General features: G+C 60.7%; 23 protein-coding genes and 2 pseudogenes. 9 read left to right on the top strand and 16 right to left on the bottom strand.

Annotation, left to right across the window (positions count from 1 at the left end; all coding sequences use genetic code 11):
• Positions 1 to 7: 7 nt before the first annotated feature.
• The 3 genes from AC3WLT_RS16410 to AC3WLT_RS16400 form a co-directional block, all read right to left on the bottom strand.
• Positions 8 to 808: an enoyl-CoA hydratase/isomerase family protein gene (locus AC3WLT_RS16410; protein WP_492592760.1), complete on the bottom strand. Its 801-nt coding sequence runs from the start codon at positions 806 to 808 to the stop codon at positions 8 to 10.
• A gap of 82 nt (positions 809 to 890) precedes the next feature.
• A complete protein-coding gene (locus AC3WLT_RS16405; protein ID WP_492592759.1) occupies positions 891 to 2,042 on the bottom strand; it encodes a thiolase family protein in 1,152 nt (383 codons plus the stop codon).
• A gap of 60 nt (positions 2,043 to 2,102) precedes the next feature.
• Complete coding sequence (locus AC3WLT_RS16400; protein WP_492592758.1) at positions 2,103 to 2,468, bottom strand: Zn-ribbon domain-containing OB-fold protein; 366 nt, start codon at positions 2,466 to 2,468, stop codon at positions 2,103 to 2,105.
• Positions 2,469 to 2,865: 397 nt separating this feature from the next.
• Between AC3WLT_RS16400 and AC3WLT_RS16395 the strand changes: the two genes are divergently transcribed.
• Genes AC3WLT_RS16395 through AC3WLT_RS16375 form a run of 5 tightly spaced genes read left to right on the top strand, consistent with a single transcriptional unit; the run spans position 2,866 to position 7,443 of the window.
• Entirely contained in the window at positions 2,866 to 4,029 is a 1,164-nt protein-coding gene (locus AC3WLT_RS16395; RefSeq protein WP_492592757.1) for an acyl-CoA dehydrogenase family protein, read from the top strand.
• A 54-nt stretch (positions 4,030 to 4,083) separates the two neighbouring features.
• Entirely contained in the window at positions 4,084 to 4,560 is a 477-nt protein-coding gene (locus AC3WLT_RS16390) for a MaoC family dehydratase (RefSeq protein WP_492592756.1), read from the top strand.
• 2 nt (positions 4,561 to 4,562) lie between these two features.
• Positions 4,563 to 5,816: a CaiB/BaiF CoA transferase family protein gene (locus AC3WLT_RS16385; protein WP_492592842.1), complete on the top strand. Its 1,254-nt coding sequence runs from the start codon at positions 4,563 to 4,565 to the stop codon at positions 5,814 to 5,816.
• 43 nt (positions 5,817 to 5,859) lie between these two features.
• Positions 5,860 to 6,624, top strand: coding sequence for an SDR family oxidoreductase (locus tag AC3WLT_RS16380; protein WP_492592755.1), 765 nt, complete (start codon positions 5,860 to 5,862; stop codon positions 6,622 to 6,624).
• Between the two features lie 42 nt (positions 6,625 to 6,666).
• On the top strand, positions 6,667 to 7,443 hold the full coding sequence (locus AC3WLT_RS16375; protein ID WP_492592754.1) for an enoyl-CoA hydratase-related protein: 777 nt from the start codon (positions 6,667 to 6,669) through the stop codon (positions 7,441 to 7,443).
• A 160-nt stretch (positions 7,444 to 7,603) separates the two neighbouring features.
• On the opposite strand, the gene AC3WLT_RS16370 is transcribed toward AC3WLT_RS16375, so the two are convergent.
• From AC3WLT_RS16370 to AC3WLT_RS16350, 5 genes are all read right to left on the bottom strand, one after another.
• On the bottom strand, positions 7,604 to 8,764 hold the full coding sequence (locus tag AC3WLT_RS16370) for an acyl-CoA dehydrogenase family protein (protein WP_492592753.1): 1,161 nt from the start codon (positions 8,762 to 8,764) through the stop codon (positions 7,604 to 7,606).
• 77 nt (positions 8,765 to 8,841) lie between these two features.
• The gene (locus tag AC3WLT_RS16365; RefSeq protein WP_492592752.1) at positions 8,842 to 10,053 is read right to left on the bottom strand and encodes an acyl-CoA dehydrogenase family protein; all 1,212 of its coding nucleotides are present in this window, start codon (positions 10,051 to 10,053) and stop codon (positions 8,842 to 8,844) included.
• Between the two features lie 26 nt (positions 10,054 to 10,079).
• The gene (locus AC3WLT_RS16360) at positions 10,080 to 11,993 is read right to left on the bottom strand and encodes an AMP-binding protein (RefSeq protein ID WP_492592751.1); all 1,914 of its coding nucleotides are present in this window, start codon (positions 11,991 to 11,993) and stop codon (positions 10,080 to 10,082) included.
• A gap of 90 nt (positions 11,994 to 12,083) precedes the next feature.
• Positions 12,084 to 12,497: a carboxymuconolactone decarboxylase family protein gene (locus tag AC3WLT_RS16355; RefSeq protein WP_492592841.1), complete on the bottom strand. Its 414-nt coding sequence runs from the start codon at positions 12,495 to 12,497 to the stop codon at positions 12,084 to 12,086.
• A 24-nt stretch (positions 12,498 to 12,521) separates the two neighbouring features.
• A complete protein-coding gene (locus AC3WLT_RS16350) occupies positions 12,522 to 13,523 on the bottom strand; it encodes an NAD(P)H-dependent flavin oxidoreductase (RefSeq protein ID WP_492592750.1) in 1,002 nt (333 codons plus the stop codon).
• Between the two features lie 251 nt (positions 13,524 to 13,774).
• Here AC3WLT_RS16350 and folE point away from each other — a divergent pair, with 251 nt between their 5' ends.
• On the top strand, positions 13,775 to 14,407 hold the full coding sequence (gene folE / locus AC3WLT_RS16345) for a GTP cyclohydrolase I FolE (protein WP_492592840.1): 633 nt from the start codon (positions 13,775 to 13,777) through the stop codon (positions 14,405 to 14,407).
• 284 nt (positions 14,408 to 14,691) lie between these two features.
• On the opposite strand, the gene AC3WLT_RS16340 is transcribed toward folE, so the two are convergent.
• The 7 genes from AC3WLT_RS16340 to AC3WLT_RS16310 all read right to left on the bottom strand — a co-directional run bounded on the left by AC3WLT_RS16340 (position 14,692) and on the right by AC3WLT_RS16310 (position 21,434).
• Positions 14,692 to 14,997 carry a hypothetical protein gene (locus AC3WLT_RS16340; protein ID WP_492592749.1) on the bottom strand — a complete coding sequence of 102 codons (306 nt, stop codon included), beginning with the start codon at positions 14,995 to 14,997 and terminating at the stop codon, positions 14,692 to 14,694.
• Positions 14,998 to 15,630: 633 nt separating this feature from the next.
• Positions 15,631 to 16,419 carry an SDR family NAD(P)-dependent oxidoreductase gene (locus tag AC3WLT_RS16335; protein ID WP_492592748.1) on the bottom strand — a complete coding sequence of 263 codons (789 nt, stop codon included), beginning with the start codon at positions 16,417 to 16,419 and terminating at the stop codon, positions 15,631 to 15,633.
• Positions 16,420 to 16,719: 300 nt separating this feature from the next.
• Positions 16,720 to 17,619 carry a LysR family transcriptional regulator gene (locus AC3WLT_RS16330; RefSeq protein ID WP_492592839.1) on the bottom strand — a complete coding sequence of 300 codons (900 nt, stop codon included), beginning with the start codon at positions 17,617 to 17,619 and terminating at the stop codon, positions 16,720 to 16,722.
• 875 nt (positions 17,620 to 18,494) lie between these two features.
• Positions 18,495 to 19,229: an IS6 family transposase gene (locus AC3WLT_RS16325; RefSeq protein ID WP_492592747.1), complete on the bottom strand. Its 735-nt coding sequence runs from the start codon at positions 19,227 to 19,229 to the stop codon at positions 18,495 to 18,497.
• 177 nt (positions 19,230 to 19,406) lie between these two features.
• Entirely contained in the window at positions 19,407 to 20,126 is a 720-nt protein-coding gene (locus AC3WLT_RS16320) for an IS6 family transposase (RefSeq protein WP_492592838.1), read from the bottom strand.
• A 162-nt stretch (positions 20,127 to 20,288) separates the two neighbouring features.
• The gene (locus tag AC3WLT_RS16315) at positions 20,289 to 20,924 is read right to left on the bottom strand and encodes a 2OG-Fe(II) oxygenase (RefSeq protein WP_492592746.1); all 636 of its coding nucleotides are present in this window, start codon (positions 20,922 to 20,924) and stop codon (positions 20,289 to 20,291) included.
• Positions 20,925 to 21,008: 84 nt separating this feature from the next.
• The gene (locus AC3WLT_RS16310) at positions 21,009 to 21,434 is read right to left on the bottom strand and encodes a tetratricopeptide repeat protein (RefSeq protein WP_492592745.1); all 426 of its coding nucleotides are present in this window, start codon (positions 21,432 to 21,434) and stop codon (positions 21,009 to 21,011) included.
• A 133-nt stretch (positions 21,435 to 21,567) separates the two neighbouring features.
• Between AC3WLT_RS16310 and AC3WLT_RS16305 the strand changes: the two genes are divergently transcribed.
• Positions 21,568 to 21,891, top strand: a complete 324-nt coding sequence (locus AC3WLT_RS16305; RefSeq protein ID WP_492592744.1) for a hypothetical protein — start codon at positions 21,568 to 21,570, stop codon at positions 21,889 to 21,891.
• Positions 21,892 to 22,299: 408 nt separating this feature from the next.
• On the opposite strand, the pseudogene AC3WLT_RS16300 reads toward AC3WLT_RS16305, so the two are convergent.
• Positions 22,300 to 23,180 (bottom strand): annotated as a pseudogene (locus tag AC3WLT_RS16300) (LysR family transcriptional regulator).
• Between the two features lie 150 nt (positions 23,181 to 23,330).
• Between AC3WLT_RS16300 and AC3WLT_RS16295 the strand changes: the two are divergent.
• Together AC3WLT_RS16295 and AC3WLT_RS16290 are read left to right on the top strand one after the other, a co-directional pair.
• Positions 23,331 to 24,362 (top strand): NAD(P)H-quinone oxidoreductase, encoded by a 1,032-nt coding sequence (locus AC3WLT_RS16295; protein ID WP_492592743.1) that lies wholly within the window; start codon positions 23,331 to 23,333, stop codon positions 24,360 to 24,362.
• Between the two features lie 489 nt (positions 24,363 to 24,851).
• A pseudogene (locus tag AC3WLT_RS16290) lies at positions 24,852 to 25,174 on the top strand (hypothetical protein); the annotation flags it as partial.

The raw sequence follows: 25,174 nt of genomic DNA, 5'->3' as shown, positions 1-25,174 counted from the left end.
GCGTCCCCTAGTCGGCCACGAATACCGGTTTGCGCTTTTCCATGAAGGCGCTGACGGCCTCGCGATGTTCACGGCTACGGCGCAGGATGGGCTGCAGATTGACCTCGGTTTCGATCGCTTCGTCGAGCGTGCGGATACCGGTCGCCAGCGCCGCCTTGAGATGCGCCGTGGCCACCGCCGGCAGCGCGGCATACAGGCGGGCGACGTCCAGCGCCGCACCAAGCGTCTGCCCGGGCTCGGCGACCTGATTGGCGAAGCCGATCTGCAAGGCTTCCGTGCCGTTGAATTCGCGGGCGCTCAGCATCAGCTCGCGCGCCCGTCCGCCGCCGATGCGTTGCGCGAGAGACCAGTAAAGGCCTGTATCCGGCATCAATCCGACCTTGACGAACGCGCTCGAATAGCGCGCTGCTGATGAGCTGACCACCATGTCGCATGCGGCGGCGAGCGAAAGGCCCGCGCCAAACGCAAAACCCTCGACCGCCGCGACGATGGCCTTCGGCCCTGACACCATCAGCTTGAAGATCTCGAGCGGCAGCTGGTTGCGCTCACGGTATTCGAGCACCTTGCGCGGCTTCATCTCCGAGATGTCGCCGCCCGCGCAGAACGTGTTGCCGGCACCTGTCAGCACGATCGCCCGGCACCCCTCATCGTGGTGCATCAGGTAATGCAGACGGTCGTACAACGTCTCGCGCATTTTCAGCGAAAACGCGTTGCGCCGTTCGAGGTAGTTCAGGGTGACGATTGCGATCGCACCGTCATGCTGGACCTGCACGATCTGTGTCGCGTCGCCGGTGACCTGTTCGCTCATCTGTCTGTCTCCTGTTGACCCGGACTGCTGGGTCGGTGCGCTGCTGACTCCATGGCGCAGGGCACGGGCCCGCTGGCGCCGGTCACAACGTTTCTTCGGTGCCGAGAATCACGGTAGCCTGACTCGACAATACGCCGCCATTGCCATGCGCGACGGCAAGCCGCGCGCCCGGCACCTGGCGCTCTCCAGCACGACCTGTCAGCTGCCGCAGCGCTTCTTCGATCAGAAACAAGCCGTACATGCCTGGATGCACGCATGACAAGCCACCGCCGTTCGTGTTGACCGCCAGACGGCCGCCAGGCGCGATCCCACCATCGGAGACGAAACGGCCGCCCTCGCCCTTCGGACAAAAGCCAAGATCCTCGAGGAAGAGAATCGTGTTGATCGTAAATGCGTCGTACAGCATCGCGACGTCGATCTCGCTGGCGCTGACGCCCGCCATCTCATAGGCGCGTCGCCCTGATTCATTGGCCGCCGTCACGGTCAGGTCGGGCATGTTCGCGATCTCGCGATGCGATGTGGCTGAAGCTGCGCCCAGCAGATACACCGGCTTGTCAGTCAGGTCGCGCGCCCGTTCGGCGCGCACCATCACGACCGCCGCCGCGCCATCGGTTACGAGGCAACAGTCGCGCACGGAAAGCGGGTCGGATACGAGGCGCGCGCCTAGCACATCGTCGACCGACAACGGGGTACGCACGAAGGCTTCAGGGTTGAGTTGGGCCCACTTGCGCGCTGCGACCGCCACCTCGGCAAGATCCCTGCGGGTTGTGCCGTACTGGTGCATATGGCGGGCTGCGGCGAGCGCATACGACGACACAGGGTTCATCGGCTTATAGGGGCTCTCCCACGGCGAAGGGCGGGATGATTGCACCAGTTTGCCCGACGCGCTGCGCTGATTGCTGCCATAAGCAATCAGCGCGACGTCGATCTGGCCGGTGACCAGTGCCATAGCGGCCGTGTGCGCGTAGATTTCGAATGCCGAGCCGCCGCTGCGGTTGTTGTCGGTGAACCTGGGGTGGATGCCGAGATACTCAGCGAATGTCAGGCCCGACAACATGTCGTCGGGCGTGCAGACGAACAGGCCGTCGACATCGCCGGGCGACAGCCCGACTTGTGCCAGCGCATCGACCGACGCCCGCGCCGCGAGATCCAGCGACGACATCCCCGGCGCCTCGCCGATTCCGTATGTCGTGCCTGCCACCAGCGCGGTACGTCCACGTAAGTTGAATTCCATGCGATCTGTCTCTCGTCGATGCAGCCGCTGCCTTGCGCGCATGCTGCCGGTTAGCTGCCCTTAGGCTGGCTCGAAGACGAGCAGCGGCGCGTCGTTCCTATATACGATCTTTGCCTGAACGGGCATGCCAATGCGCACCGCATCCGGCTCGACCCCTTCGACGCAACTGATCATCCGCACCCCTTCGTCGAGGTCGATCAGCGCGACGTTGTAACTCGGCGTGGGTGCCTTCTGCCTCACCACCGTGGTCGAGTAAACCGTGCCGCGTCCGCAGGCTTCGATCCATTCGAGATCGAGCGCGCCCGTGACCGGCTCGGCCACCCGTGGATAGAACACGTGACGGCCGCTGCCGCGACTGCGCTGGATCATCAAGCGGCCTTCGGCCAGAAACCTCTGATAGTCGACTTCGGGACAAACAGACTCCATTTCCCGCTCCTCCAATGAATTCCGCCACGGGCCTTGATGCCGAACCCAGCCGTCACACCAGTTTTCAACCGCAAAAAATCAAATACCCGAACGATGTTCCACATTTTAAACACGCTGAAACCGTCATGTCAATCTCGGCGAACGGCCCTGGCGCGCCGCCTGACAAGGCTCTCACTACAACTGAACCGCGCCCGCGACGCACTACGGGCAAACCCCTGCCCGTTCGATATCGCGCTTGACGAGCCCCAGGTCATCGTTTACTTTATCGAACATTGTTCAGTATGTTGAAGCAAGCAACTAGCATCCGGGAAACGGCTTGAGCGCGCGTTGCATCAATACGCGCCTTCGAAAGCTTTTTACGTGTCGGGCCTCGCACCATTCGCAAGAGACTTACAACGTGACTTATCAACTGACAGACGATCAGATTCAGATCCGCGATCTGATACGGCGCGTCGCAACGGAACGGGTCGCGCCGCGCGCGGACGCAATCGACCGCAGCGCCGAGTATCCGCACGACATGTATGCGTTGCTCAAGGAACTGGGCCTTTTCACGCTGCCGTTTCCCGAAGCGTACGGCGGCGCCGGCAGCGTGATGTCAGCCTGCATCGCTGTCGAGGAATTCGGGCGGGTTTGCTACAACACGGGTTATCTGCTGGTCGTTCAATGGACGCCGTTCGGCGCGATTCTGGAAGGCGGCACCGAAGAGCAGAAGGCGCGCCTGCTGCCTGGGCTTGCGTCAGGCGAACTGCGTGGCGCACTTTCCATCACCGAATCGCAGAGCGGCTCGGACGTCTCGGGCATCCGCACCACCGCACGCCGCCACCAGGACGGCTACGTGCTGAACGGCGCGAAGATCTGGTGCACCAATTCGCACATCGCCGATTTCATGCTGGTAGCGGCGAAAACGCTCGATGAAGAGGGCAAGCCGCTCGGCATCAACCTGTTCATCGTCGATCGCGAGACACCCGGCCTCACGATCGGCCGCGAGGAAGACAAGATGGGCGCGCGCGGTGTCGCTTCCTGCCCGCTCTTCTTCGACGACGCTCTTATCAGCGCCGACAACCGGCTCGGCCCCGAAGGCGGGCAAGGCTTCAAGGTGGCGATGGAAGCGCTCAACACCAGCCGTCCGATCGTGGCGGCACGCGCGGTGGGCATCGCGCAGGGCGCGATCGATCACACCATCCGTTTCATTCAGGACCGCGTCGCGTTCGGGCAAACCATCAGCAACTTCCAGGGCGTGCGCTGGATGGTAGCCGACATGGTCACGCAGACCGAAGCCGCGCGCCAGCTCGTTTATCGCACGGCATCTCTGGTGGACGCTGGCGTGACCGGGAGCGAGCTGGCCCCGATGGCGGCGATGGCGAAGCTGTTCGCCTCCGACGTCGCGATGAAAGTCGCCACCGACGCCGTGCAGTTGTTCGGTGCAGCGGGGATCTCGAACGAATACCCGATCAACCGCTATTTCCGCGACGCCAAGGTGGTTCAGATCATCGAGGGAACCAATCAGATCCAGCGAAACATCGTCGCGGACAGCGTCCTCGGACGCGTCAATAAAAACTGACCAACGCGTCCTGACCCTAACGGCGCGCGACAACGAGAGAAAGAGGACAGGCAAATGGAAGAGATCGAAACAGTTGGCTTGGGGATTCATTGGGAAGATCTGCCCGTCGGCCGCAGATTCAGGACCGTTGGTCGTACGGTGACCGAAGCGGATGTCGTCAATTTCGTTTCAGTAACGGGCATGCTCGAAGTGCTGTTCACCAACACTGAATTTCTGAAAGAGACATCCGCCATCAAAGGCCGGGTTGCACCGGGCGCACTAGTGTTTACGTTTATCGAAGGACTGCTCACGCAGGCGACGATGCAAGGCGTGGGCTTTGCATTCCTGAACATGGAACTCGATATCAAGGGTCCGACCTTCGTGGGCGACACGGTTCATGCCGAATGCGAGGTGATCGAATGCCGCGCCAGCAATGGGCGCCCAGGACTGGGACTGGTGCGCACGCGCAACCGGGTGTTCAAGCAGGACGGCTCGGAAGTCTTGGTCTATACCCCCCTGCGGCTGGTGAAGGGAAAAAATTACAAGGCCTGACCATGCACACGCCACAGCAACCTCTGGATCTGCCAACTGGCCCGCTGACCGGTGTGCGCGTGATCGATCTGACAATTAATGTGCTGGGGCCCGTCGCCACGCAGTTGCTGGGTGACATGGGCGCGGACGTCATCAAGATCGAGCCGCCGGAGGGCGACCAGAACCGCAAGAACGGCCCTGGCCGCAACCCCGATATGGCGGTGTTCTACACGATCATGAACCGCAACAAGCGGAGCGTGTCGCTGAACCTGAAGCTGGCCGAGTGTCGAGAAGCACTGCTGCGCCTCGCCGAGACCGCGGACGTCTTCATTCACAGCATGCGGCCCAGCGCGGCGAAGCGTCTCGGGATCGATTACGAAAGCGTCAAGGCACGCAATCCACGCATCATTTATGCGTCGGGACCGGGCTACCGTCCGGACGGCCCCTACAAGGATCGCCCAGCTTTCGACGATGTCATCCAGGGCGAAACCGGCATCGCCGCCATGAATCGTGATGCGGATGGCTCGCCGCGTTATTTCCCCACCGTGATCGTCGACAAGTTCTGCGGCTATGTGCTGGCCTCGTCAGTGAGCATGGCGCTGTACCACCGCGAACGCACGGGTCTCGGCCAGTGCGTGCAAGTGCCGATGTTCGAAACGATGCTGCAGTTCAACCTGTTCGAACATCTGTGGGAAGGCGCGCTGGGGTCGGCCGACGGCAAGGGCCTCGGTTATACGCGGATGTTCTCGCCCCACCGCCGGCCCTATGCGACCAAGGACGGCCATATCTGCCTGCTGGCGGTCAACAACGATCAATGGCGGCGTGTGCTATGCGCGATCGACGCAGCCCATCTGCTCGAAGACCCCCGCTTTGGCCGCATGGCTGACCGCATGCGCAATATCAACGAGCTATACCGCGTCGTCAGCGACGCAATCCGGACCCGCACCACGGCCGAGTGGAACGCCATCTTCGCGGCGGCCGACGTGCCGCACGGTCCGGTGCGCGAGCTGAACGACCTGATGCAGGACGAGTACATCAAGGCGACGGGGTTCTTCCAGCACTACGAGCACCCGACGGAAGGCGACATGGTCATGACGTCGATCCCTGTGCACTTCTCCGAGTCGCCGGGCAATGTGCGCTACCTGCCGCCGAACCTGGGCGAGCACAGCATCGAAATCCTCCTTGAGGCCGGATATACCCCAAGCGAGGCCGCAAAGCTGAGTGGCCGCATGCCGGTCGAAACGACAACCACTCCTGAAACTATCACCAAGGCTTGACGGGCGCCGAAGCGCCCCGCTACATCCTGCGAGGAATCCGAAAATGAAAGGTCTGAAGAACAAGGTCGTGGTAGTCACGGGTGGTGCGGGCGGCATCGGCACCGCCATCTGCAAACGCTTTGGCGAAGAAGGCTCCATCGTCGCGCTGTTCGACCTGAATACCGAAAGTGCCGGGCGGGTGGTGACCGAGATCGAATCCGCCGGCGGCAAGGCTCGCGCGTATCGTGTCGACATCACCGACCACGCAGGCGTGAATGCGGCTGTCGCGCATGTCGAAGCAGAACTCGGTCCGATCGAGATGCTCGTCAACAACGCGGGCTGGGACATGGGCGCCTTTTTCCTCCAGACTGAAAAGCCGTTCTGGGACAAGGTGGTCGCCATCAATCTGTACGGCCCGCTCAATATGCATCACGCCGTGCTCAAGCGCATGACCGAACGCGGCCGCGGGAAGGTCGTGAATATCTCGTCGGATGCCGGCCGCGTCGGCTCGTCGATGGAGGCGGTGTACTCGTTCTGCAAGGGCGGCATCATCGCCTTTTCGAAGACCATGGCGCGCGAAATGGCGAGGCAACAGATTCCCATCAACGTCGTATGTCCCGGCCCCACTGCCACCGCGCTGCTCGACAACCTGGCGCAGGGTGAAAAAGGCGAACGCATCAAGGCCGCGCTGGTGAAAGCCGTGCCGTTCGGGCGCATGGGCGAACCGGGCGATATCGCCGGAACGGTCGCCTTCCTCTCCAGCGACGATGCCGCTTTCATCACCGGTCAGGTGATCAGCATCTCCGGCGGTCTGACGATGGCAGGCTGAACGCCGCATTCCGCTTATTCAACCCGCAACCGGACCATCCACATGGAATTTCAGGACATTCTCTATCGCGAAGCCGACGGCGTCGCGACGATCACCCTCAACCGCCCGAAGGTCTACAACGCGTTCAACGCCAATACCTGCGAGGAACTGATCAAGGCATTCGGCAAAGCGGGGTGGAACAAGGATATCGGCGTCGTCGTGTTGACCGGCGCGGGTGAAAAAGCCTTCTGCACGGGTGGCGACCAGTCCGGCGATGGTTATGGCGGCCGCGGCACGGTCGGGCTGCCCATCGAAGAACTGCAGAGCATTATTCGCGACATTCCCAAACCGGTTATCGCACGCGTGAACGGCTATGCGATCGGTGGGGGCAATGTGCTCGTCACGATCTGCGACCTCGCTATCGCATCAGACACAGCGATTTTCGGCCAGGTCGGCCCCAAGGTCGGATCGGTCGACCCGGGCTTCGGCACGGCGTACCTTGCACGCATCATCGGCGAAAAGCGCGCGCGAGAGATCTGGTATCTGTGCCGCAAATACAGCGCGAAAGAAGCGCTCGAATGGGGCTTGATCAACGCGGCTGTGCCGCCGGACCAGCTCGATGCCGAAACGAAGAAATGGTGTGACGAGATCTTGCAGATGAGCCCGACCGCCATCGCGCTTGCCAAGCGGTCGTTCAATATCGATAGCGAAAACATCCGCGGTATCGGTGCTTTCGCGATGCAGGCGCTGGCGCTTTACTACGACACCGACGAATCGAAGGAAGGCGGCAATGCGTTCCGTGAGAAGCGCAAGCCGGAGTTTCGCAAATATGTGAAGTAAGGGTTGTTCGACGTATTGAGGGCGGTGGTCAGCGACACCGCCTTCATGCCTTGCCGATCCGGAACCGAACGCCTGCGCGACAGGCAGCCCGTGTGCAGCGTGGTGTTTGACCGGCGTCAACGGCGGTCAAACATTGGCATACACCGCCTCAGCCTTGCGGTTATGCAACCAGGGTGCGTGCTTCCTCCTGAATCCGCCGGGCATATCGGTTCAGGTGATACTCCATGTTGCCGAACAAGACATCGACGATCAGCATGCGCCGGTAGTGATGGCCGACCTTGTACTCATCGGTAATGCCATAACCGCCGTGCAGTTGAATGCCCTGCTGGGTGACGAATTTCCCGCTCCGGATAGTTTGGGCTTTGCAACCCGACACCTCCACACTGCGCGTTTCGCCATCCGCGGTCAGCGCGCGTAGCGCCCGATGCAACGTTGCCCTCGCCTGCATGGCATCGATTGCCATATCGGCAATCCGGTGCTGCAGTGCCTGAAAGCTGCCAATGGGAACGCCGAACTGCTTACGCGTCTTCAGGTATTCCGCTGTAAGGTCGACCGTATCGTCGATATCACCTACCAGCTCGGCACAACTCGCGACGATGGCTTCGTCGACGGCTGCCTGCAGGCCCGCCAGCACCGAACCGGGTGTGCCCAATACCGCTGTTGCATCAACGCTCACGTTGGCGAGGAGCAGATCGGCGGCAGGTGTGCCGTCGAGCAAACGATACGGCTCGAGCGTCACACCAGGCGCACGCGAATCGACGATGAAGAGCGCGAGGCCGGAATCATCGCGCACGCCGCCAGCGACACGTGCAACGACGATCAGGCGATCCGCCGCCGGCGCGCCGACCACCAGGGTCTTGTGGCCATCGAGACGCCATGCACCATCCGCCATGAGCCGTGCTGTCGCGGCCACATGCGACACGACGCCTCTCGCTTCACGCTCGCTGTGCGCGACCGCAATCACCGTTTCGCCCGAGATAATCTCTGCCAGCAACGCGTCGCGTTGTTTGCCGCTCGCGCAACGGGTCACCAGCGCTGCGGGGAAGACGCCGCACATGACATAAGGCTCCAGTACCAGAGCACGCCCAAGCTGCTCTGCGATGAGCGCGCTTTCCACCTGCGTAAAGCCAGGACCACCGAATGCTTCGGGTACCGCGACGCCGAGCCAACCCATCTCGCCAAATGTGCGCCACATGTCGCGCGAAAAACCGTTTCCATGCGCCACCAGTTTGCGGCGATGCTCAAACGTATAGTCCTTTTGCACGAAGCGCTGTACGCTGTCCTGCAACATCTGCTGTTCGCCGCTCAGATCAAAGTTCATGCCGCTTCCTTTCCTGCCAGCCAGAGAAGTAATGTCGCGCCGATAAAGTCACCCGCGCTAGTGCATCCAGTCAGCCGTCACAGCCCGAACAGCCCCTTAGCGATGATGTTGCGCTGGATTTCGGCCGTACCGCCATAGATCGTGCAGGCGCGCCGGTAGAACACTTCAGCAGCAAGACCCGGCGCGTAATCCGGTCCCACGAAGGTTTGCTCCCGCAGCGCGTGTTCTTCGTTCGGATCGGCATAGAACACCGCGCCGTAATCGCCGATCACTTCAAGCAGCATCTCGGTCAACTTCTGATGCAACTCGGAACCACGCACCTTGAGCATCGAGCCGATGGCCATGCCGCCGCTACGCTCGTCCAGACCCTGATGCAGGATTTTCTGCACCGCCATGTCGATGGCAAGCACTTCGAGTTCGTATTGCGCGAGCCTCGCCGCGAACGTCAGATCTTCGATCAGGGGCGCGCCGCCTGCACACTCACGCATCGCGTAGTGACGAATCTTGCGCAGATAGCGCTTCAGTGCCGGCGCTTCGGCGCCCAGGAAAGCGCGCTCATTGAACAGCAGGAACTTCGTGTAACCCCAGCCCTTGTTTTCTTCACCGATCAGGTTTTCCGCCGGCACGCGCACGTTGTCGTAGAACACTTCGGCGAGGTGGTTGCAACCGTCGAGGGTCGCAATCGGCCGGACAGTCACGCCCGGTGACTTCATATCGAGGAGCAGAAAGGAAATGCCCTTCTGCGGCTTGGCCTCTGAATCGGTGCGGACCAGCACGAAGTTCCACTGACCGTAGCCGCCAAAGCTGGTCCAGATTTTCTGACCGTTGACGACGTAGTGATCGCCGTCGCGAACGGCCGTCGTGCGCAGCGATGCAAGGTCGGAACCCGAGCCGGGCTCGGAAAAGCCCTGGGTCCAAAACACCTCGCCACGCTGGATCGGCGGCAGGAAACGACGCTTCTGCTCTTCGTTACCGAATTCGCAGATCACCGGCCCGACCAGCGACACACCCGCCTGATTCTGCGCAGGTGCGCCCGCCAGATAACACTCTTCCTCAAAGATATAGCGTTGGGCGGCAGTCCATTCCGTACCGCCGACGTCGGCCGGCCAGTGCGGCACGGACCAGCCGCGCGTTTCGTACAGGATACGGGTCCAGCGCAACGCATCGTCGTCACCCGCTAGAAAGCCTTGCTGGCCGCGCCAGGCGAGATCAGAAGGCAAATGCGCCTTCAGAAAATCCTGCACCTCTTTGCGGAAGGCTTTGTCCGCGGGATCGACGTGAAAATCCATCGTGTGGCTTCCTGTGGTTCAGTTCGTCAGGACTGGCTAGCCGCGCTCGCAGAGCGTGCGCTTCGCGCCACCAGCGTGCGCGGCGTCGGGACGGCCTCATACAGCTCAGCCACCACGTCGCGCCTCCGCGTGAGGACGTTGGCCTGACTGATGGCCCCCTTTGCGCTCAATTCACCGTTGTCGAGCGTCGGTGGCTCGCTTTCGAGCGCGATCCGCACGATCCGGCTCGAGCTGCCGCCTGGACGTGTCGCCAGCGTATCGAGCCCGTTCTGGAAATGCGCACGCACGCCCGCGCTGATGACGATCTGCTCCGCGTCCAGCGTTGGGTCAGACAGGTCGTCACACAATGCGCGGCACGCTTCCAGATCAGGAAACACCAGTGCAGTGAGAAAATCGCGATCATGACCGGCGATCACGACGTCACGCGCGTACGGTGACAACACGTTCAAGGCAGCGAGACGCAGTTCGGCCACGTTCACCCAGGTGCCAGAGGACAGTTTGAAGTTTTCGGCGAGGCGGCCGTCGAAGCGCAGGCCCTTCTCCGGATGCTGCGGATCGATGAACGTGCCGGCGTCGCCTGAACAGAAATAGCCCTCCTCATCAAACGACGCGCGGGTCCGCTCAGGATCCTTCCAGTACCCTGGCGTCACACAATCGCCTGCATAGCGAATCTCCAGCTTCGCGCCCACCGGTACCACCTTGACCTTGACGCCGGGAACCGGAAGCCCGGCAATCGCTTCCCGCCTCGGGTCCCACGCTGCCGACATCGGCGTCGGGCCAGCTTCGGTGCCGCCCAGCCCTGACATGATCAGCACGCGCTGGCCGATCGTCTCCACAGCAAGCTCGTCGAACGCGGCCCAGATGTATTCCGGGAGACTGGCGCCGCCGTAGTAGATCAACGCCAGCTTGCTGAAGAAGTTCCGCCGCAACGCATCGTCGGCGCGCAGATGCGGAATCAGCGCCGCCAGCCCTTGAGGCGTATTCAGGTAGATGACCGGCGCGATTTCCCGCAATGCTTCAACCGTCGGACCAATCTGCTCAGGAGTGGGCTTGCCGGGATCCATGTAGTACGTCCCGCCGCCGTAGAGCACCATGCCGAAGTTATGCGTGCCGCCAAAGGTGTGATGCCACGGAAGCCAGTCGACCAGCATGGGTGGTGCATCCTGAAGAAAGGCGAAGGTCTGTGCGACCTGCTGCCGGTTGCTGCACAACATACGCTGCGAGTAAATTACGCCCTTCGGCGCTCCGGTCGTACCGGACGTGAACATGATCTTGCCCACCGTATCGGGGCCGACGTTGGCGAACGCCTCATCGACCGCAGCGGTAACGGGCGTCGCAAGCCAGTCGGAAAAGCGTGAGGCGGCGCGTCCTTCCGGCAGCGTGCCGCTCACCAGGCATTCGACCTCGCCGAACACTTCGCGCAGCGCCCGGCCGTAAAGCGCGCCATCGTCCGCAAACACCAGGCCCGGCGTGCACACCGCTGCGAGATGTTTCAGCTTGGAGAAGTCCTCGGACAGCAACGAATACGCTGACGTAACCGGGACATAGGGCACGCCGACATGCAGCGCGGCCAGCGCGAGAAGCGCATGTTCGAAACCGCGATCCGAGAGGATCATCAGCGGCTTGTTCGGCGACAGACCCCGGGCGAGCAACGCCTCGCCCAGCGCCCGTGCGCCGTCGAGCGCCTGCCGGTACGTCAAATACTCCCAGCTGGCGCCAGCGGCTGAGCGTCGCGCAAGCAGTGGCCGCTCAGGTGCGAGCGCGGCCCAATGCACCAACCGCTCAGTCAGACGTGTCGGATAGGGCTCCAGTGCTTCCTCCAGCTCGTAGACCACGCTCCCGTCAGGACGCTGTTCAATGGTTGCCTTTGTCGCGCCAAGGCGGAGCGGTCGAAATGGCATGTCCATCCAAGGGTCGTGTGAAGGTCGTCCTGCATTCATCTCCGTCATCCCGTCGTTAGCTTGTCCTGCTCGTGGGCTCACTACTCTATGCGCCATTTTCGAACTTCGTCGCGCCGCCCCTGATGCCCGCTACTCCTGAACAGTCGCGACCCGTTCACCCAGCACATCCTTGCAAGCCTTAAGCGCGATGCTCACTGCAGGAAAGCCGACGTACGGAATGGCATGCAGGACCACCTCTTCCAGTTCCTTCTCCGTCAAACCGTTCGCAAGTCCGATGCGGACATGATTGCTGAACTCCCAAGGCGTACGTTGTGCGATCAGCATGCCCAGCGTGACGAGGCTTCGCGAGCGGCGATCGAGGCCCGGCCGCGCCCATGCATCGCCAAACGCATTTTCAAGGGCGAGCGACGCCGCGTCGGCACCGAAGCCGCCGGATGCGGCGGCGGCATCCATTGCACCCAGAAATTCCTCCCCCAACATTTCACGAACCACCTGACGTCCCTTCTCACGACTTTCTGACACGATCTGCTCCTTGTTCGTCACCAAAAGTTGTACTCAACTCTCCCTTCAAGCTGCGCGCGCCGTTTCGCTACCAGCCTTGTCCATCATCGCGGCAAGCCGCGAGTGAATCAGATCGCGCGCCTGCGCAACCATGCGGGTCACGAGTTCCTCGCAGGTCGGAATATCGTGAATCAGGCCAATGGCCAGGCTCGCGGGAAACGTTCCATCGTCGGTGTCGCCGGTTTCGTAGACGCGCTTGCCGCGCTCGCCGCTCACGAGCGGCTTCAAGTCTGCGAAGGTCGTGCCCTGCTGGCTCTCCAGCTCGAGCACCTGTTCCGCCACGGCGTTACGGAAAATGCGCGACGTATTCTTAAGCGAGCGGAAAATCAGCGCGGTCTTGCGTTCATCATGCTCCGTCAACTGGCGCTTGACGTTGTCGTGGATCGGGGCTTCGCGCGTCGCCATGAAGCGCGTGCCCATATTGATGCCGTCCGCGCCGAGCGCGAGCGCCGCGACCATCCCGCGCGCATCGGCAATGCCGCCCGACGCGAGCATCGGAATGCGAAGCTGCGCCGCCGCAGCCGGCAGTAAGACAAGGTTCGGCACGTCGTCTTCGCCAGGGTGTCCCGCACATTCGAAACCGTCGACGCTGACTGCGTCGCAGCCAATCGCTTCCGCCTTCAAGGCATGACGCACTGACGTGCACTTGTGGATCACCTTGATACCGGCGGCCTTGAAAGCAGGCATATAGGGCTCAGGATTGCGTCCCGCCGTCTCGACGATTTTGACCCCGCTCTCGACAATGGCTTGCACATACTCGTCATACGGAACCGGCTTGATGGTCGGCAGGATAGTCAGGTTGACGGCAAAGGGTTCGCCTGTCATCGACCTTACGCGCCTGATCTCGGCGCGTAAGGCGTCGGGCGTCGGCTGTGTCAGCGCGGTGATGGTGCCGAGCGCGCCGGCATTCGATACCGCCGATGCCAGTTCGGCACGCCCCACCCACATCATGCCGCCCTGCACAATCGGATAGCGAATTCCCAGTAGCTCAGTGATGCGTGTCTTCATGCTCTAGCCTCCGTGAAGCGATCTCTTCCTCGCACGCCTACTGCTATCGGGCACAGAAAATCTGCCGAGGAGACACACGCCCAAACGTTTCTATTTACGAACGCCGTGCAATTATATACACTTTTCATCACCCTACCAACACTCGCCATGACGCGACCGGCCGTGACATGGCGATTCAACTTGGCTGTTGCTCTGCGGAGCATGGCTCGCGCCGGGAAACGTCAGGTCACGCACGGATTCAGGGAGGCTTAGTGAACAAGCGAGACGACATCGGCAACCCGCCAGTCTCTGCCAGGCCATCGCAGGCAGAAGCGGAAGAAGCAATTCGAACACTCATCAGATGGGCTGGGGACGATCCATTGCGGGAAGGACTCCTGCAAACGCCCGGGCGAGTCGCGCGTGCCTATACGGAGTTTTTTTCGGGTTATCTTTCGGACCCTATGGAGATCCTGGCCACGACGTTCTCCGAGGTCGATGGCTACGACGAGATGGTCGTGTTGAAGAACATCCGTTTCGAAAGCTATTGTGAGCATCACATGGTGCCGATCATTGGACGCGCCCATGTCGCGTATTTGCCAGACCATCGGGTGGTGGGTATTTCAAAGCTGGCAAGGCTCGTCGATACGTACGCGAAGCGGTTACAGATTCAGGAAAAGATGACCGTGCAGATCGCTGATGCGCTAGACACGGTATTGCAGCCCAAAGGCGTCGGCGTGATTCTGGAGGCTGCGCATCAATGCATGAGCACGCGTGGCGTACACAAGCCCGGAACCTCGCTGGTGACAAGCCGGATGCTCGGCGCGTTTCGCGAAGACCCGTCGACTCGCCGGGAATTTCTGTCGATCATTGGCAATAGCACGACGGCGCCGCTACCCAACGCCTGAATGACGATGTCGACCTGACGGGTCGACGCCGTGATTAAACACCATGGGATGCCGCGCCAACTGGTGCTCACGATGGTATCCGGAAGCCAAATCGACAAATTCATATGGAATGCAAACAAATGTGCCGTGTTCGTCGATCGCGTCAGCGATGATAGGCCGACAGCGTCAACTGCCGATCCATCCGGTCGACACCGCGGCAGTAGCGCTGAATGCAGTCGAGAATCGCCCGTCGGTCCAGCAGCTCCGGCAGTCTCTACGCCAGTTCCGGCGTCATGGTCCCGCGCTCAACTGAGCACCGCGATGAAGAATACGGCTGCGCCGATCAGCGCACCGAGAAAGCAATATCCCTCGTTCTGGCTGTCTTCAGCACGCTGCCCGCGTCGCACCAGGCAACTGATCACACCGAAGGACGCCGCACCGCCCAGCACGACGAAAGCCATGGCAACGTCGAAGATCGCCGAGCGGCCGAGTTCCTCCATCCGCCATTCGCGTATCAGCAGATAGACGGCTGCCGCGACGATAGACAGGAGTAGGAGCGGGAACATCACACGCCGCTCGTCACTGGAAAATTTGTGTGTAAGGCGAGTCATGGGTGTTCTCCTCCGAACGTATCTGCTGGACTCAACGTGCCGCCATTGAGTTGCCTGCTTCGCAAGCGAAGCACGCTGACCTTGCGAATCAGCGAGGTCAATCGCGAGGGTGCAGCGACTGCGGTGGTGGGACTCGCCTTGCAAAGGTCTTCGCATGGTGGCCCCGCGTCGACACGCTGGGCTTCAGAATCAAACGAGTAATCAGCGAGCGAGCCGCATAAATCGCTATACAGGAGATACATCGTTTGTCTCCAATCGGGCGGAGCCTGGTGGATGCTCATGAGGCACCTCTTGACGTTCATCGTAGGCGAGGACGTTCTGATATGCAACTATCCGTTCAATTATTCGCATCGGTGTTTTCACTACCTGTTTGCGTGCCGCCACGCGCGCAAAAACCACTTCAGCCCCTGCTCCGGCGCGGACCGGGATGCGTCTCACGCCGATGCTGGACGCCGCGCCCTCAGAGACAGCGCAACGATATTCGCACCACGTCGGCACATAAAAAATCCCCGGCGCCGTACTACCGGTTCCGGGGACGAACGGACACCATGCAAAGGTTTCACGTGCTGTTCACCACACGAATAACGTCGCCCGGACTATCGCGGCAGGCGTGACCGGTTACTCCGGCATCTTTCAGGAGACCTGGAACCCTCCGTCGACGGCGAGCAACTGCCCGGTGACATAATCGGCAGCAGGAGACGCGAAGAACAGCACGGCGCTTGCGATGTCAGCGGCCACGCCAATGCGGCCCAAGGGCATGCGCCCCGGCTGCGTGATCGGCCCGTGTGCCTGATGCACTTTCGTCGATGCCGCGGCGCCTTCGGTTGCAACGCCGCCCGGAAGCACGGCATTGACACGGATCCGGTCCGCCGCGAATTCGAGCGCGGCGACCTTCGTCAGATTGTTCACTCCGGCCTTTGACGCGCCGTAATCGCCATTGTCAAAAATCACTGGCTGCAGAGAGGCGACCGAAGAAATATTGATGATCGAACCGCCAGCCTTGCCTGCCTGCATCCGCTTGACAGCCTCGCGCATGCACAGGAACGTTCCACGCAGATTGACCCGCAATACCCGGTCCCATTTCTCCGCAGACGTATCGACGAAGCTCGTCTTCGGATAGATTCCCGCGTTGTTCACCAGCACGTCGAGCCGGCCGAGTCTGGCGTGCACTGTCTCGAACATCGCAACGATCGACGCTTCGTCACCGATATCGACGCCCACCGCGATCGCCTTACCCGATGCCTTTTCGATCTGCCCGACCGTTTGCTGAGCCCCTTCTTCATTCAGATCAGCCGCGACGACGAGCGCGCGTGCCGACGCCAGCAACAGCGCCGTTTCTCGCCCGATACCAGACCCTGCTCCGGTCACCAGCGCAACTCGCCCGTCCAAGTTAAACAGGCTCGCCACATTCAATGTATTCACTGCTCCTCCTATTGCCCGCGACGCGAACGGTTATTTTGTGAACGTCATTCACAAATGTAAACGCCTCATTCGATGTTGTCAATACAGAGGAAATCCCGGTGGGCGCACGACGGGCATGAGTTGGCCCGGCCTGGATGCACAGGTCTGGGATATGTCGCCTGTACGCGACCCAGGGGAGGAAGGGAGCCCGCGAGTCGATGCAGCGCGGACAAGGCGCAACCCGATGCTTGCGCTATGCACGGTCCCAGTGGCGACTAGAACCGTATATCGGCAGCGGTTCGTTCGGTCCGGACGAACCGCTCACGGTTGCGCGGTGTCCGACAGATCGCGAATGATATCGAGCATCGCGCGATGATAGGGTTTATGCGGACGATCGGTCCAGATCAGAGAAACTTCAGTATTGAATGTCGGCGATAGATCTTCGATATCGACGAAGGTCACGCCCTGCACTGGGAGATGCCTCGCCGAATCCAGCATCAGCCCAACGCCGAGCTCATTCGCCACGAGATTGAGCATCGTGTAAGGATGACGGGCTTGCTGCGTGATTTTGGGGGACACGTCGGCATCGCGCCGGGCAGCCTCGAGCGCGGCGAACACGGGCTGGGAGATCTGCTGCGGAAACATGATGAGTGGATACGCAGCGAGATCCGTCAGGCTGACTCGGGTCTGCTGTGCGAGCGGCCAGTTCGCGGGCACGGCGGCGACCATGCCTAAACGTTCGATGACGACGCTTTCCAGTTCCGCGACCTGGGCGACGCTGGTAACCACGACGCCAAGATCAATGCTCCCATTCTTCACACTGGCCGCGGTCAGCGCGCTGCCCCGCTCGAGCAGACGGACATCGACGCCGGGCCACTGCTTGTGAAGCGCGTGCATGGCGAGCGGCATGATGCGCATCGCACACATCGGCACGAACGCGATACTGAGGCTGGCCAGTTCATCCGCCGCTTGACGTACCCTTCGCTCGGCCAGATCCGCCTGGGCCAGCAGCGGCTTCGCCTCTGCCATCAACGCCGCGCCAGCGGCGGTCAGCGAGACCCCGCGTGGCGTACGCTCGAGCAATTTGATGCCGAGCGATTCCTCCAGACGCATGATGGACTGGCTGAGCGGCGGCTGGGCCATGCCAAGCCGTGCTGCCGCGCGACCAAAATGCTGGGTCTCGGCGACCGCGACGAAATGCCGGAGGTGACGCAATTCCATGGCGCGATATCGAGTCGATATGGGGAGTTGACGAAAGAATATCGCTTTTGCGGTTTCGCGGCGAGGTGCGATTGTGTCGTGGCACCGGCAGATGCCCCGCTCGAACAACGACGCTTCAACGTCTGCCGGGATGAGCCATCTCTCCCAGCGAGCGCACCCATATAATGCAACACATAGTTGCATTATTGCAGCCCTCGAACTAGGATAGTAATGAGCGATGAGCTCATATACGAACATCGCGGCGCCTGACGGAACACAGACCGGTGGCCTGCGGCAACGCAGAACTATGCAAACAGGAGACAGGATCGGCCCGCTTCGGCGAGTTTCCAGAACTCATTGAATCCGATTGTCTGACAGAAGAGCAGTCGCACTTTTCAGCGAGTCTCTACCGGTTCGCCAGCGACCAGCTGCAATGGTCTCCCCAGCCAATCCGCGAGCCTGACCGATCCTTCGATGGCATGACCACGCTGATGAGGCGTGCAGCGAGAGACGAAATTGGTTGAAGGAGAACGACATGCATACCGGTGAGAGGTCCCTGCGCGTATTGGTTGAAAAGTGGTTTTGGACCGATTCGGCAATGACAGTGCGCGTGATGGAATGCAGCCGCACTCCATCGGATCGCAGGCGCTACGTGCGCGTTGGTACATTTGGACCCCAAGGATATCTGGCCATCGTCTTCTTCCGACACGATGACGGATCGTGGAACGTTTTCCCACCAAACACGAACATGCCAGCGATGCGTGCTTGCCGGCTTGCGGCGTGAGCGGTTCATCGCCCACCTCAATACCGGCTACGATACCTGTTGCGCGTGAGTCAGGAGGGCGCTGTCACGTTGAAGCGTTCGCGACGCATTAGCGGAGAGGACGCGCATTTGCTCAGAAAGCGGACGGACCTTGGGTGATCTCAGTGAAACGATGCCAGGCGGCGAAGCGTGCCGCGAGCTGTTTGCGATAGAGCGAGGCGCGTAGCAGGTGTCGCTTGAGCGCGAAGTGCTGCCGGATCGGACCGAGGCTCGATAGGAAAGCCTGCGTGCGTTCAGGAACGCGGAAGCCACGCATGCGTCGCTCGCGTTCGCGCTTCGGCTGATGACTGTTTTCGGCCCGGTTATTGACCCGCGCGCTGGCTTTAACGAAGACGTGCTTGACGTGAACCAATTCGGGAATCTCGGCTTTCGCCGCCGGATAGCTGCGCAGTTGATCGGTCACGATCTTACGCGGTGCCTCAGCGCACGAGGCAAGCACGCGCTTGAAAAACCGCTTCGCTGCAGCTTTGTCGCGGCGCTTCTGTAGCAGGATATCGAGTTCAGCACCGTGTTGATCGACGGCGCGCCACAACAGGTAAGGCTTGCCGCGCAACGTCACAAACACTTCGTCAAGGTGCCATGTGGTGCCGGGCTTGCGACGCGTCGCTTTCACACGGTGTGCGAAGCACGCACCGAACTTATCGCACCAGCGTCGGACCGTTTCGTAACTGACGATAACCCCGCGCTCGAACAACAGTTCTTCGATATCACGCAGGCTGAGCTGAAACCTGAAATACCAACGCACCGCGCAACTGATGACCGCCGCCGGAAAGCGATGACCGTGGTAAAGCGATTTTGCATTTTTCATCACGCGATCTTACTCGACCATCTCGGCAACGTGACAGTGCCGTTGGAAGGTGTTCAACGTCGGCTGGACAAGACGCCTGATGCGATGACCGTGCGCAGGCGGACCGTCGAACATGTATTCGGGGCTCTGGTGCAAATAGCCGGTGGGGCGGAGATGTCTTCAATAAATAAGGATGCCTTATTTATTGAAGAGGACGGCATTCCAGATGGAGGGCGCTGCGGTATCCTTGATCCCGAGAGCACAGAGGTCGAACTGACCCTTGCGAATGCGATGCATCAACTCGATGCCTGAAATCGTGATCGCGGCATTGCTGAACCGTTTGAAGCCGAGCATCACGTTCGTTCTCGACTTGATGTTTCGATGGTCCTGTTCGATCAGGTTGTTCAGGTACTTCGAGCTCCGGACCTTCGTGTCCTCACGCAGCAGGCCATCGCCCTTCATCTCACGCACGGCCCGGTGCGAGGCAGCATACCCATCGAGCGTGATCGTCTCCGGTGGCTGGCCCTGTTGCTTGAGGGCCTTGCTGAAAAAGGCTTTGGCCGCAGTCACATCGCGCTTCGCCCTGAGCATGAAGTCCACTGTCTGGCCGGCCCGATCCACCGCCCGGTAAAGATAGGCCCATTTGCCACGAATCTTCAAATAGGTCTCGTCAACACGCCACGACTGTCTCGCAGGGGTTGCGAAACGGTTCCAGCGCTTGACGAACTCCGGCGTAAAGCGCTTCACCCAGCGCATGATTGTCGTATGAGCCAGCGACAAGCCCCGCTCGGCCATCATCTCGACAAGATCGCGCAGACTGAGCTTGTAGCGAAGATACCAGCGCACACACAGAACAATGATCTCACGATCAAAATGCCGACCGTCGAACACCCCCTCCAGACCTTTCCGCTTGCTCATCACCGGCCACCAGATTGCTTGAATCGCCACTTTAACCGATCCGTAGGCCGGTTTGCACCAGAACCATCGTACGTACCCTGACCGGGTGCGCCGGGCTACCCAGCGGGTAATCGCCAGCGTGAGCAGCACGAAAATCACGGTGCCCCGGAACGGCCTGGGAGATCACGAGCGGCGTCTAAACCATCCCGTGAGCGACATGCGGTCGCGCGTCGCGGGCAGTACTTCGTGCAGCATGTCGGCGGATAGAAACACTGCGAGCCGGCTGCCGACTGGCGAGATGTCCTGCGTGCTCAAGCCCTCAGGATGTAGCCGCAATGCACCGCCGTGCTCGGGCAGCCAGTCCGCATTCAGATAGACGATGACGGACACCGTGCGGCTATCGTCATCGAGAAATTGATCGCGGTGTCGCTGATACGAAGCGCCCGGGGCGTAGCATGCGAAGTGGCTTTCGTATTCTTCGAGTCCCAGAAAGAGCCCGCGATTCAACGCAATACGCAGCATTTCCATGATCGCGAGATACCGGTCTCGGGCTTCGGACTGGCCCGCCTCCAGCCACTGAATCCGGTCGCCGCGCACATCGGGCTGAAGAGAACGTGCCGCGCCCTGGCCGACAAGCGCCAATGTGAGCGTCCCGGCCGTCGCAAGCGCTGCACATTCCAACGCCAGCGCGAGCGTCAAATCCGGCGGAAAAAAATTGTCCTGTTCCGACCAGCCATGGTCATGAATGGCATTCACGATACGTCGATGCTGTTCATCTCCGGGTGCATCGAAACGCGCCGGCGAGTGTGATCGGGTCACTGCTTGTTCCTTCGAACGAAGGTGCTGGGTGGAAATTCGAACGGCCGTCAGAGGCGGGTATCGGCAAGGGGGCTTGATCTGAGCCTAAGATAGTAGCACCGACTTCTTTCGGGTCCTGTGGCCAGCTCGGAGCGCGCCTTGCTTGTCCCCTCGAAGTTCCTTGAGTCTTGCAAGGTTGTAGTGTGCGTCCGCGTAATCCGGCTCAATCGCGAGGCACTTGCCGTAGCCATTCAGCGCATCGTCGGCGCGGTCTAGCTCCTCCAGGGCAACGGCGCGGTTGAAGTGAAGCTGGCAGTCGTCCGGGAAGTATTCCAAAGCCCTGTCAAACACAGCCAGCGCTTCTTCGCAGCGCCCCTCTTCACACAGGAGAACGGCCAGGTTATCGGTGACGTTGCTCCGGTTCAAAACTGCGGGAGTTCCTTGGGCGGAACCGACTGGATAGGGGTATCGCCCAATGCGTATCAGCGCACAGAAAATCATTGGCAAATGGGTATTGTTGATCCACGGCATGGGGGAAGTTTTTGCCGTGGCCTGAACCGGGCGCGCTACCGCTCGTATAGATTGCAGCGCGCAATCGGACAGACGACCAATAATCACACGCCCGCTTTGACCGGCACGACAAAAATGAAACGGGGACCAAATCATGAAACATGAAACCCTCAAGGGCATCGCGCAGTTGCAGTCACGGCAGCGTGAGCGGCTGGCTGAAGACGCCACGCGCACCCTGCATGACAGGAACCTGACGCTCTCACAGCGCGAGCTGCTGGGTCGCATGCGCCTCGCGCTGATCGACATCGACGGAGGGACGGTGTTCGGACAGGATCAGGAGAACTACGTGTCGCGTTACGTGTACAACGCGGTTCAACAGGTGCTTAACGATATCCGGCTCGTGCTGCTCGAATACGGCTGTCCGCCGGAAGCTACAGTGACCGACTGGCTGCGCGAGCGGCTTGAGGCTACCAAATGAAAACCGACAGGTACAGCTTGGCGATTCTGTCGGTGCCAACCTGCGCGCGAAAATGCGCGTCGAGGTGCATTACCGAAGCGAACCGGTACGGCGCGAGCATCGGGCGCTGCGCAAGGTGTGTGACCGCGCACTGCTCCCGAAAAAGCTCACCTTATGGCCCGTAGAAACCGCTGGCGGGTCCGGGACACCCGGTCGGTATCACCCGAGCCCCGCGAGCGGTTTGCAGGCGTCTACCGGATGGCGGGAAGCGGCATTCGCGGCTCGGACCTTCCCGCCCATTACCAGCGACGACAACATCGTCGGATGGCTCCCCGCGCGGCATGCCCACTTCTGAGTTTTTTATCGGATTTGCGCCGCCATCCGCCGGTCACGACAGGCAACAAGCGGCCACTTCTAGGCCGTGCGTGCCTATTTTGTGTGGTTGGTATGATCTTCGAACGCGGAGACAATGCCCTCAATCATTGCCGCGATGCGCGCGGTATGCCGAAGGTCTTGATGCGTGACGAGCCAGATTTCGTAGACCGCCCCCCGTGCGGGTTCCGGCCATATCTGCACGAGGCCGTCGTGTTCAGCCAGATGTATCGGAAGCTCACCGATGCCGATGCCGGCCTTTACCGCGGTACGCAGAGGCTGGAATTGAAGGTCGATACGATGCGCCCCGCGTGTGTCGGTTCGCCAGCCAGAGCCGGTGATCGATTACCGGTCCAGTTTCCCTGATAGACGACAAGATCGTGGCCCGCGAATGCGGAGCCAGCGGCGGGCTTGCCGTGCTGCTCGAGATAGGCATTCGATGCAAAGAGCGCCATGGGCCAGCGAGCAAGGCGCCGCGCGATCAGATCGGGATTGTCCGGCCTGACTGACCGAACCGCGATATCCGCTTCACGCTTTGCCAGATTTAGCATGCGCGTCGACGTGTCCAGCAGGACGCGCACTTCGGGATGCGCAGCATGCAGGCGTTCGATGGCGGGAAGCAGGAATTCGAGCGCGATCGAGTCGGTGCTGGTGACTCTTACGTCCCCCGCCAGCCGTGTATCCGTACCTTGAGTTTGTCTGACGAGTTCGTGCGCGGAGTGTTCCATTTTCTCCGCTGATCTCAGCGCGGTTTCGCCTGCGGCGGTCAACGCGTAACCCTCAGAGGTGCGCAGGAAGAGCGTTGCGCGCAGGGCGTGCTCTAGTGCCGCAATCCGTCTGCCGACCGTCGCCTGATCGAGATTGAGCGTCCTGGCCGCTCCACGGAGCGTTTTTTCGCGCTCCACCGCGAGAAACACTCGCGCGTCGTCCCAGTTCATCGTGCCGCCCTCCTGATGCAAATTTGCATCGGACCACGTGAATAATGCCGCGCAGATTCATCAATGTCGACTCCTATACTGAGCGCAAGAGTTCCTCGTTCAGTGATCCGACCGGATCAATCGAGCCTCATCAATCGAAGGAGTGTATCCATGTCTGCTTCAACTTATCGTGTGCCGTCGTCCATGGTGGCCATTGAGATCAAACAGCCCGGCGGTCCTGAGGTCCTGGTGCCGACTACGCGCCCTGTGCCGATGCCGGCCGCCGATCAGGTTCTGATCCGCATCCACGCGGCTGCCGTGAACGGTCCAGACGTTTTCCAGCGTAAAGGGCTATATGATCCGCCCCCCGGCGCTTCGGACATTCCAGGGCTGGAAGTGGCAGGTCAAGTGGTTGCCGTCGGCTCCGACGTGTCGCAATTCCGGATCGGCGAACTGGTGTGTGCATTGATTCCCGGCGGTGGTTATGCAGAATATGCCGTCGCGTACGCCTGCAACACGATGCATATCCCCAAAGGCCTGACGTTGGTGGAAGCGGGGGCCATGCCCGAAACGTTTATGACGGTATGGCTGAACCTGTTCCAGCGCGGCAAGCTGGTTGCCGGCGAATCAGTGTTGATCCATGGTGGCGCGTCAGGTATCGGTACCACGGCGACCATGCTGGCGAAGGCATTCGGTGCTGCGAAAATCATCACGACAGTTGGCTCGCAGACGCATCGGGAGGCCAGCCTGGCGCTAGGCGCAGATCTCGCGATAGATTACCGCGAGGAAGATTTCGTCGTCGAAGCGAAGCGGTTTACCGATGGAAGAGGCGTCGACGTGATCCTCGACATCATTGCCGGCGACTATGTAGCCAGAAACTATGACGCCGCAGCCGTGGACGGACGGATCCTCCAGGTGGGCGTGATCAAGGGGCCGGCGAAGGATCTCAACATCTTGCCGATGTTGACGAAACGTTTAACGCATATGGGCTCAACATTGCGATCGCGCACATCCGCGGACAAGGCGACGATCATCAATGAACTTGAGCGGCAGGTGTGGCCGCACATCGAGAGCGGCAAGATCAAGCCGGTTGTCTACAAGACCTTTGCGCTTGCCGACGCTCGCGGCGCTCACGAACTGATCGATTCCGGCACACACTTTGGAAAGATTGTCCTTACGACAGGTGCCGATCTCATTGACTGAAACCTGGCTTGCCGCCAACGCGGCAGGCCTCTTGCCGGTTTCGTAATGGACGTGAAGAAAGAGCGTTACTTTTTCAAGGTCATGGACTGGCTCACGATCTGCTCGACGATCGGCCGAAATCGGTTCGGAAGCGGACGGAGGTAGATCGCGCCTGAATGACTCAGACGGGCCGTGTGCGGGAGTTCAGTTCCCGGGTTCTGCCGTCTCCTTCCATTCGATAATCGCTGTCGGTCGTAGAAAGCGAGTTTGCGAGAAGTCGATAATCGCTCGTCCGCACATCCTCCAGCCCTTGGCGTGGATCGATCCATCCGATATCCGGCAGCAGGGACGGCGGCACAAGCCGTGCCATTGCCGCCGCGCAAGCCGGGAACAAGCGAATAGCGCAGAATAGGATCGTGAGCACCTTCAAACGCGCGTGAGAGGAAGTGGCGCCCGACTTCGGTCATTAGGGCTAGGCGTTAGCGAGACAACTTTGCTGCAGAGAGACCAATGAAGAAAGGAAAGACAAAACTTACCCGCCATGATGCTGAGCGCCTTTTCGAGGGTCTGCCCGACGGGAAGGTGAGAGTATCGAGCCGGCCCGAGAACCCATTCGAAGCAGGGGTATTCGACGTGGTCGAGCGCGTCGACGACGAAACCAAACTCTGGAAAGACAACCTCATTACTCTTCCGATGTCGATCGAGTTGCCGGCCGGCTACGAGTCGGTCTCTCGCATGCGCGAGGCGATGGCGCGGGCATGGCGCGTGAAGTGGGTGAGGGAGGGTAAAAACGAGGTTGTCGCGGAGTTTCCTGAAGGATGGACCGCCGTTCG

Source organism: Paraburkholderia sp. FW306-2-2C-D06C, from assembly GCF_058781505.1.
Note: the sequence above shows the minus strand (reverse complement) of the source record. Positions and strands in the feature narration are given on the sequence as shown.

What these genes read in the sequence shown, in the direction of transcription:
- AC3WLT_RS16380 (WP_492592755.1), top strand. Translation starts at nt 5,860, where the DNA reads ATGAAAGGTCTGAAGAACAAGGTCGTGGTAGTCACGGGTGGTGCGGGC.
- AC3WLT_RS16365 (WP_492592752.1), bottom strand. Translation starts at nt 10,053, where the DNA reads ATGGATTTTCACGTCGATCCCGCGGACAAAGCCTTCCGCAAAGAGGTG.
- AC3WLT_RS16370 (WP_492592753.1), bottom strand. Translation starts at nt 8,764, where the DNA reads ATGAACTTTGATCTGAGCGGCGAACAGCAGATGTTGCAGGACAGCGTA.
- AC3WLT_RS16350 (WP_492592750.1), bottom strand. Translation starts at nt 13,523, where the DNA reads ATGAAGACACGCATCACTGAGCTACTGGGAATTCGCTATCCGATTGTG.
- AC3WLT_RS16385 (WP_492592842.1), top strand. Translation starts at nt 4,563, where the DNA reads ATGCACACGCCACAGCAACCTCTGGATCTGCCAACTGGCCCGCTGACC.
- AC3WLT_RS16400 (WP_492592758.1), bottom strand. Translation starts at nt 2,468, where the DNA reads ATGGAGTCTGTTTGTCCCGAAGTCGACTATCAGAGGTTTCTGGCCGAA.
- AC3WLT_RS16360 (WP_492592751.1), bottom strand. Translation starts at nt 11,993, where the DNA reads ATGAATGCAGGACGACCTTCACACGACCCTTGGATGGACATGCCATTT.
- AC3WLT_RS16310 (WP_492592745.1), bottom strand. Translation starts at nt 21,434, where the DNA reads ATGCCGTGGATCAACAATACCCATTTGCCAATGATTTTCTGTGCGCTG.
- AC3WLT_RS16295 (WP_492592743.1), top strand. Translation starts at nt 23,331, where the DNA reads ATGTCTGCTTCAACTTATCGTGTGCCGTCGTCCATGGTGGCCATTGAG.
- AC3WLT_RS16410 (WP_492592760.1), bottom strand. Translation starts at nt 808, where the DNA reads ATGAGCGAACAGGTCACCGGCGACGCGACACAGATCGTGCAGGTCCAG.
- AC3WLT_RS16390 (WP_492592756.1), top strand. Translation starts at nt 4,084, where the DNA reads ATGGAAGAGATCGAAACAGTTGGCTTGGGGATTCATTGGGAAGATCTG.
- AC3WLT_RS16320 (WP_492592838.1), bottom strand. Translation starts at nt 20,126, where the DNA reads ATGAGCAAGCGGAAAGGTCTGGAGGGGGTGTTCGACGGTCGGCATTTT.
- AC3WLT_RS16330 (WP_492592839.1), bottom strand. Translation starts at nt 17,619, where the DNA reads ATGGAATTGCGTCACCTCCGGCATTTCGTCGCGGTCGCCGAGACCCAG.
- AC3WLT_RS16405 (WP_492592759.1), bottom strand. Translation starts at nt 2,042, where the DNA reads ATGGAATTCAACTTACGTGGACGTACCGCGCTGGTGGCAGGCACGACA.
- AC3WLT_RS16325 (WP_492592747.1), bottom strand. Translation starts at nt 19,229, where the DNA reads ATGAAAAATGCAAAATCGCTTTACCACGGTCATCGCTTTCCGGCGGCG.
- AC3WLT_RS16375 (WP_492592754.1), top strand. Translation starts at nt 6,667, where the DNA reads ATGGAATTTCAGGACATTCTCTATCGCGAAGCCGACGGCGTCGCGACG.
- AC3WLT_RS16305 (WP_492592744.1), top strand. Translation starts at nt 21,568, where the DNA reads ATGAAACATGAAACCCTCAAGGGCATCGCGCAGTTGCAGTCACGGCAG.
- AC3WLT_RS16340 (WP_492592749.1), bottom strand. Translation starts at nt 14,997, where the DNA reads ATGACTCGCCTTACACACAAATTTTCCAGTGACGAGCGGCGTGTGATG.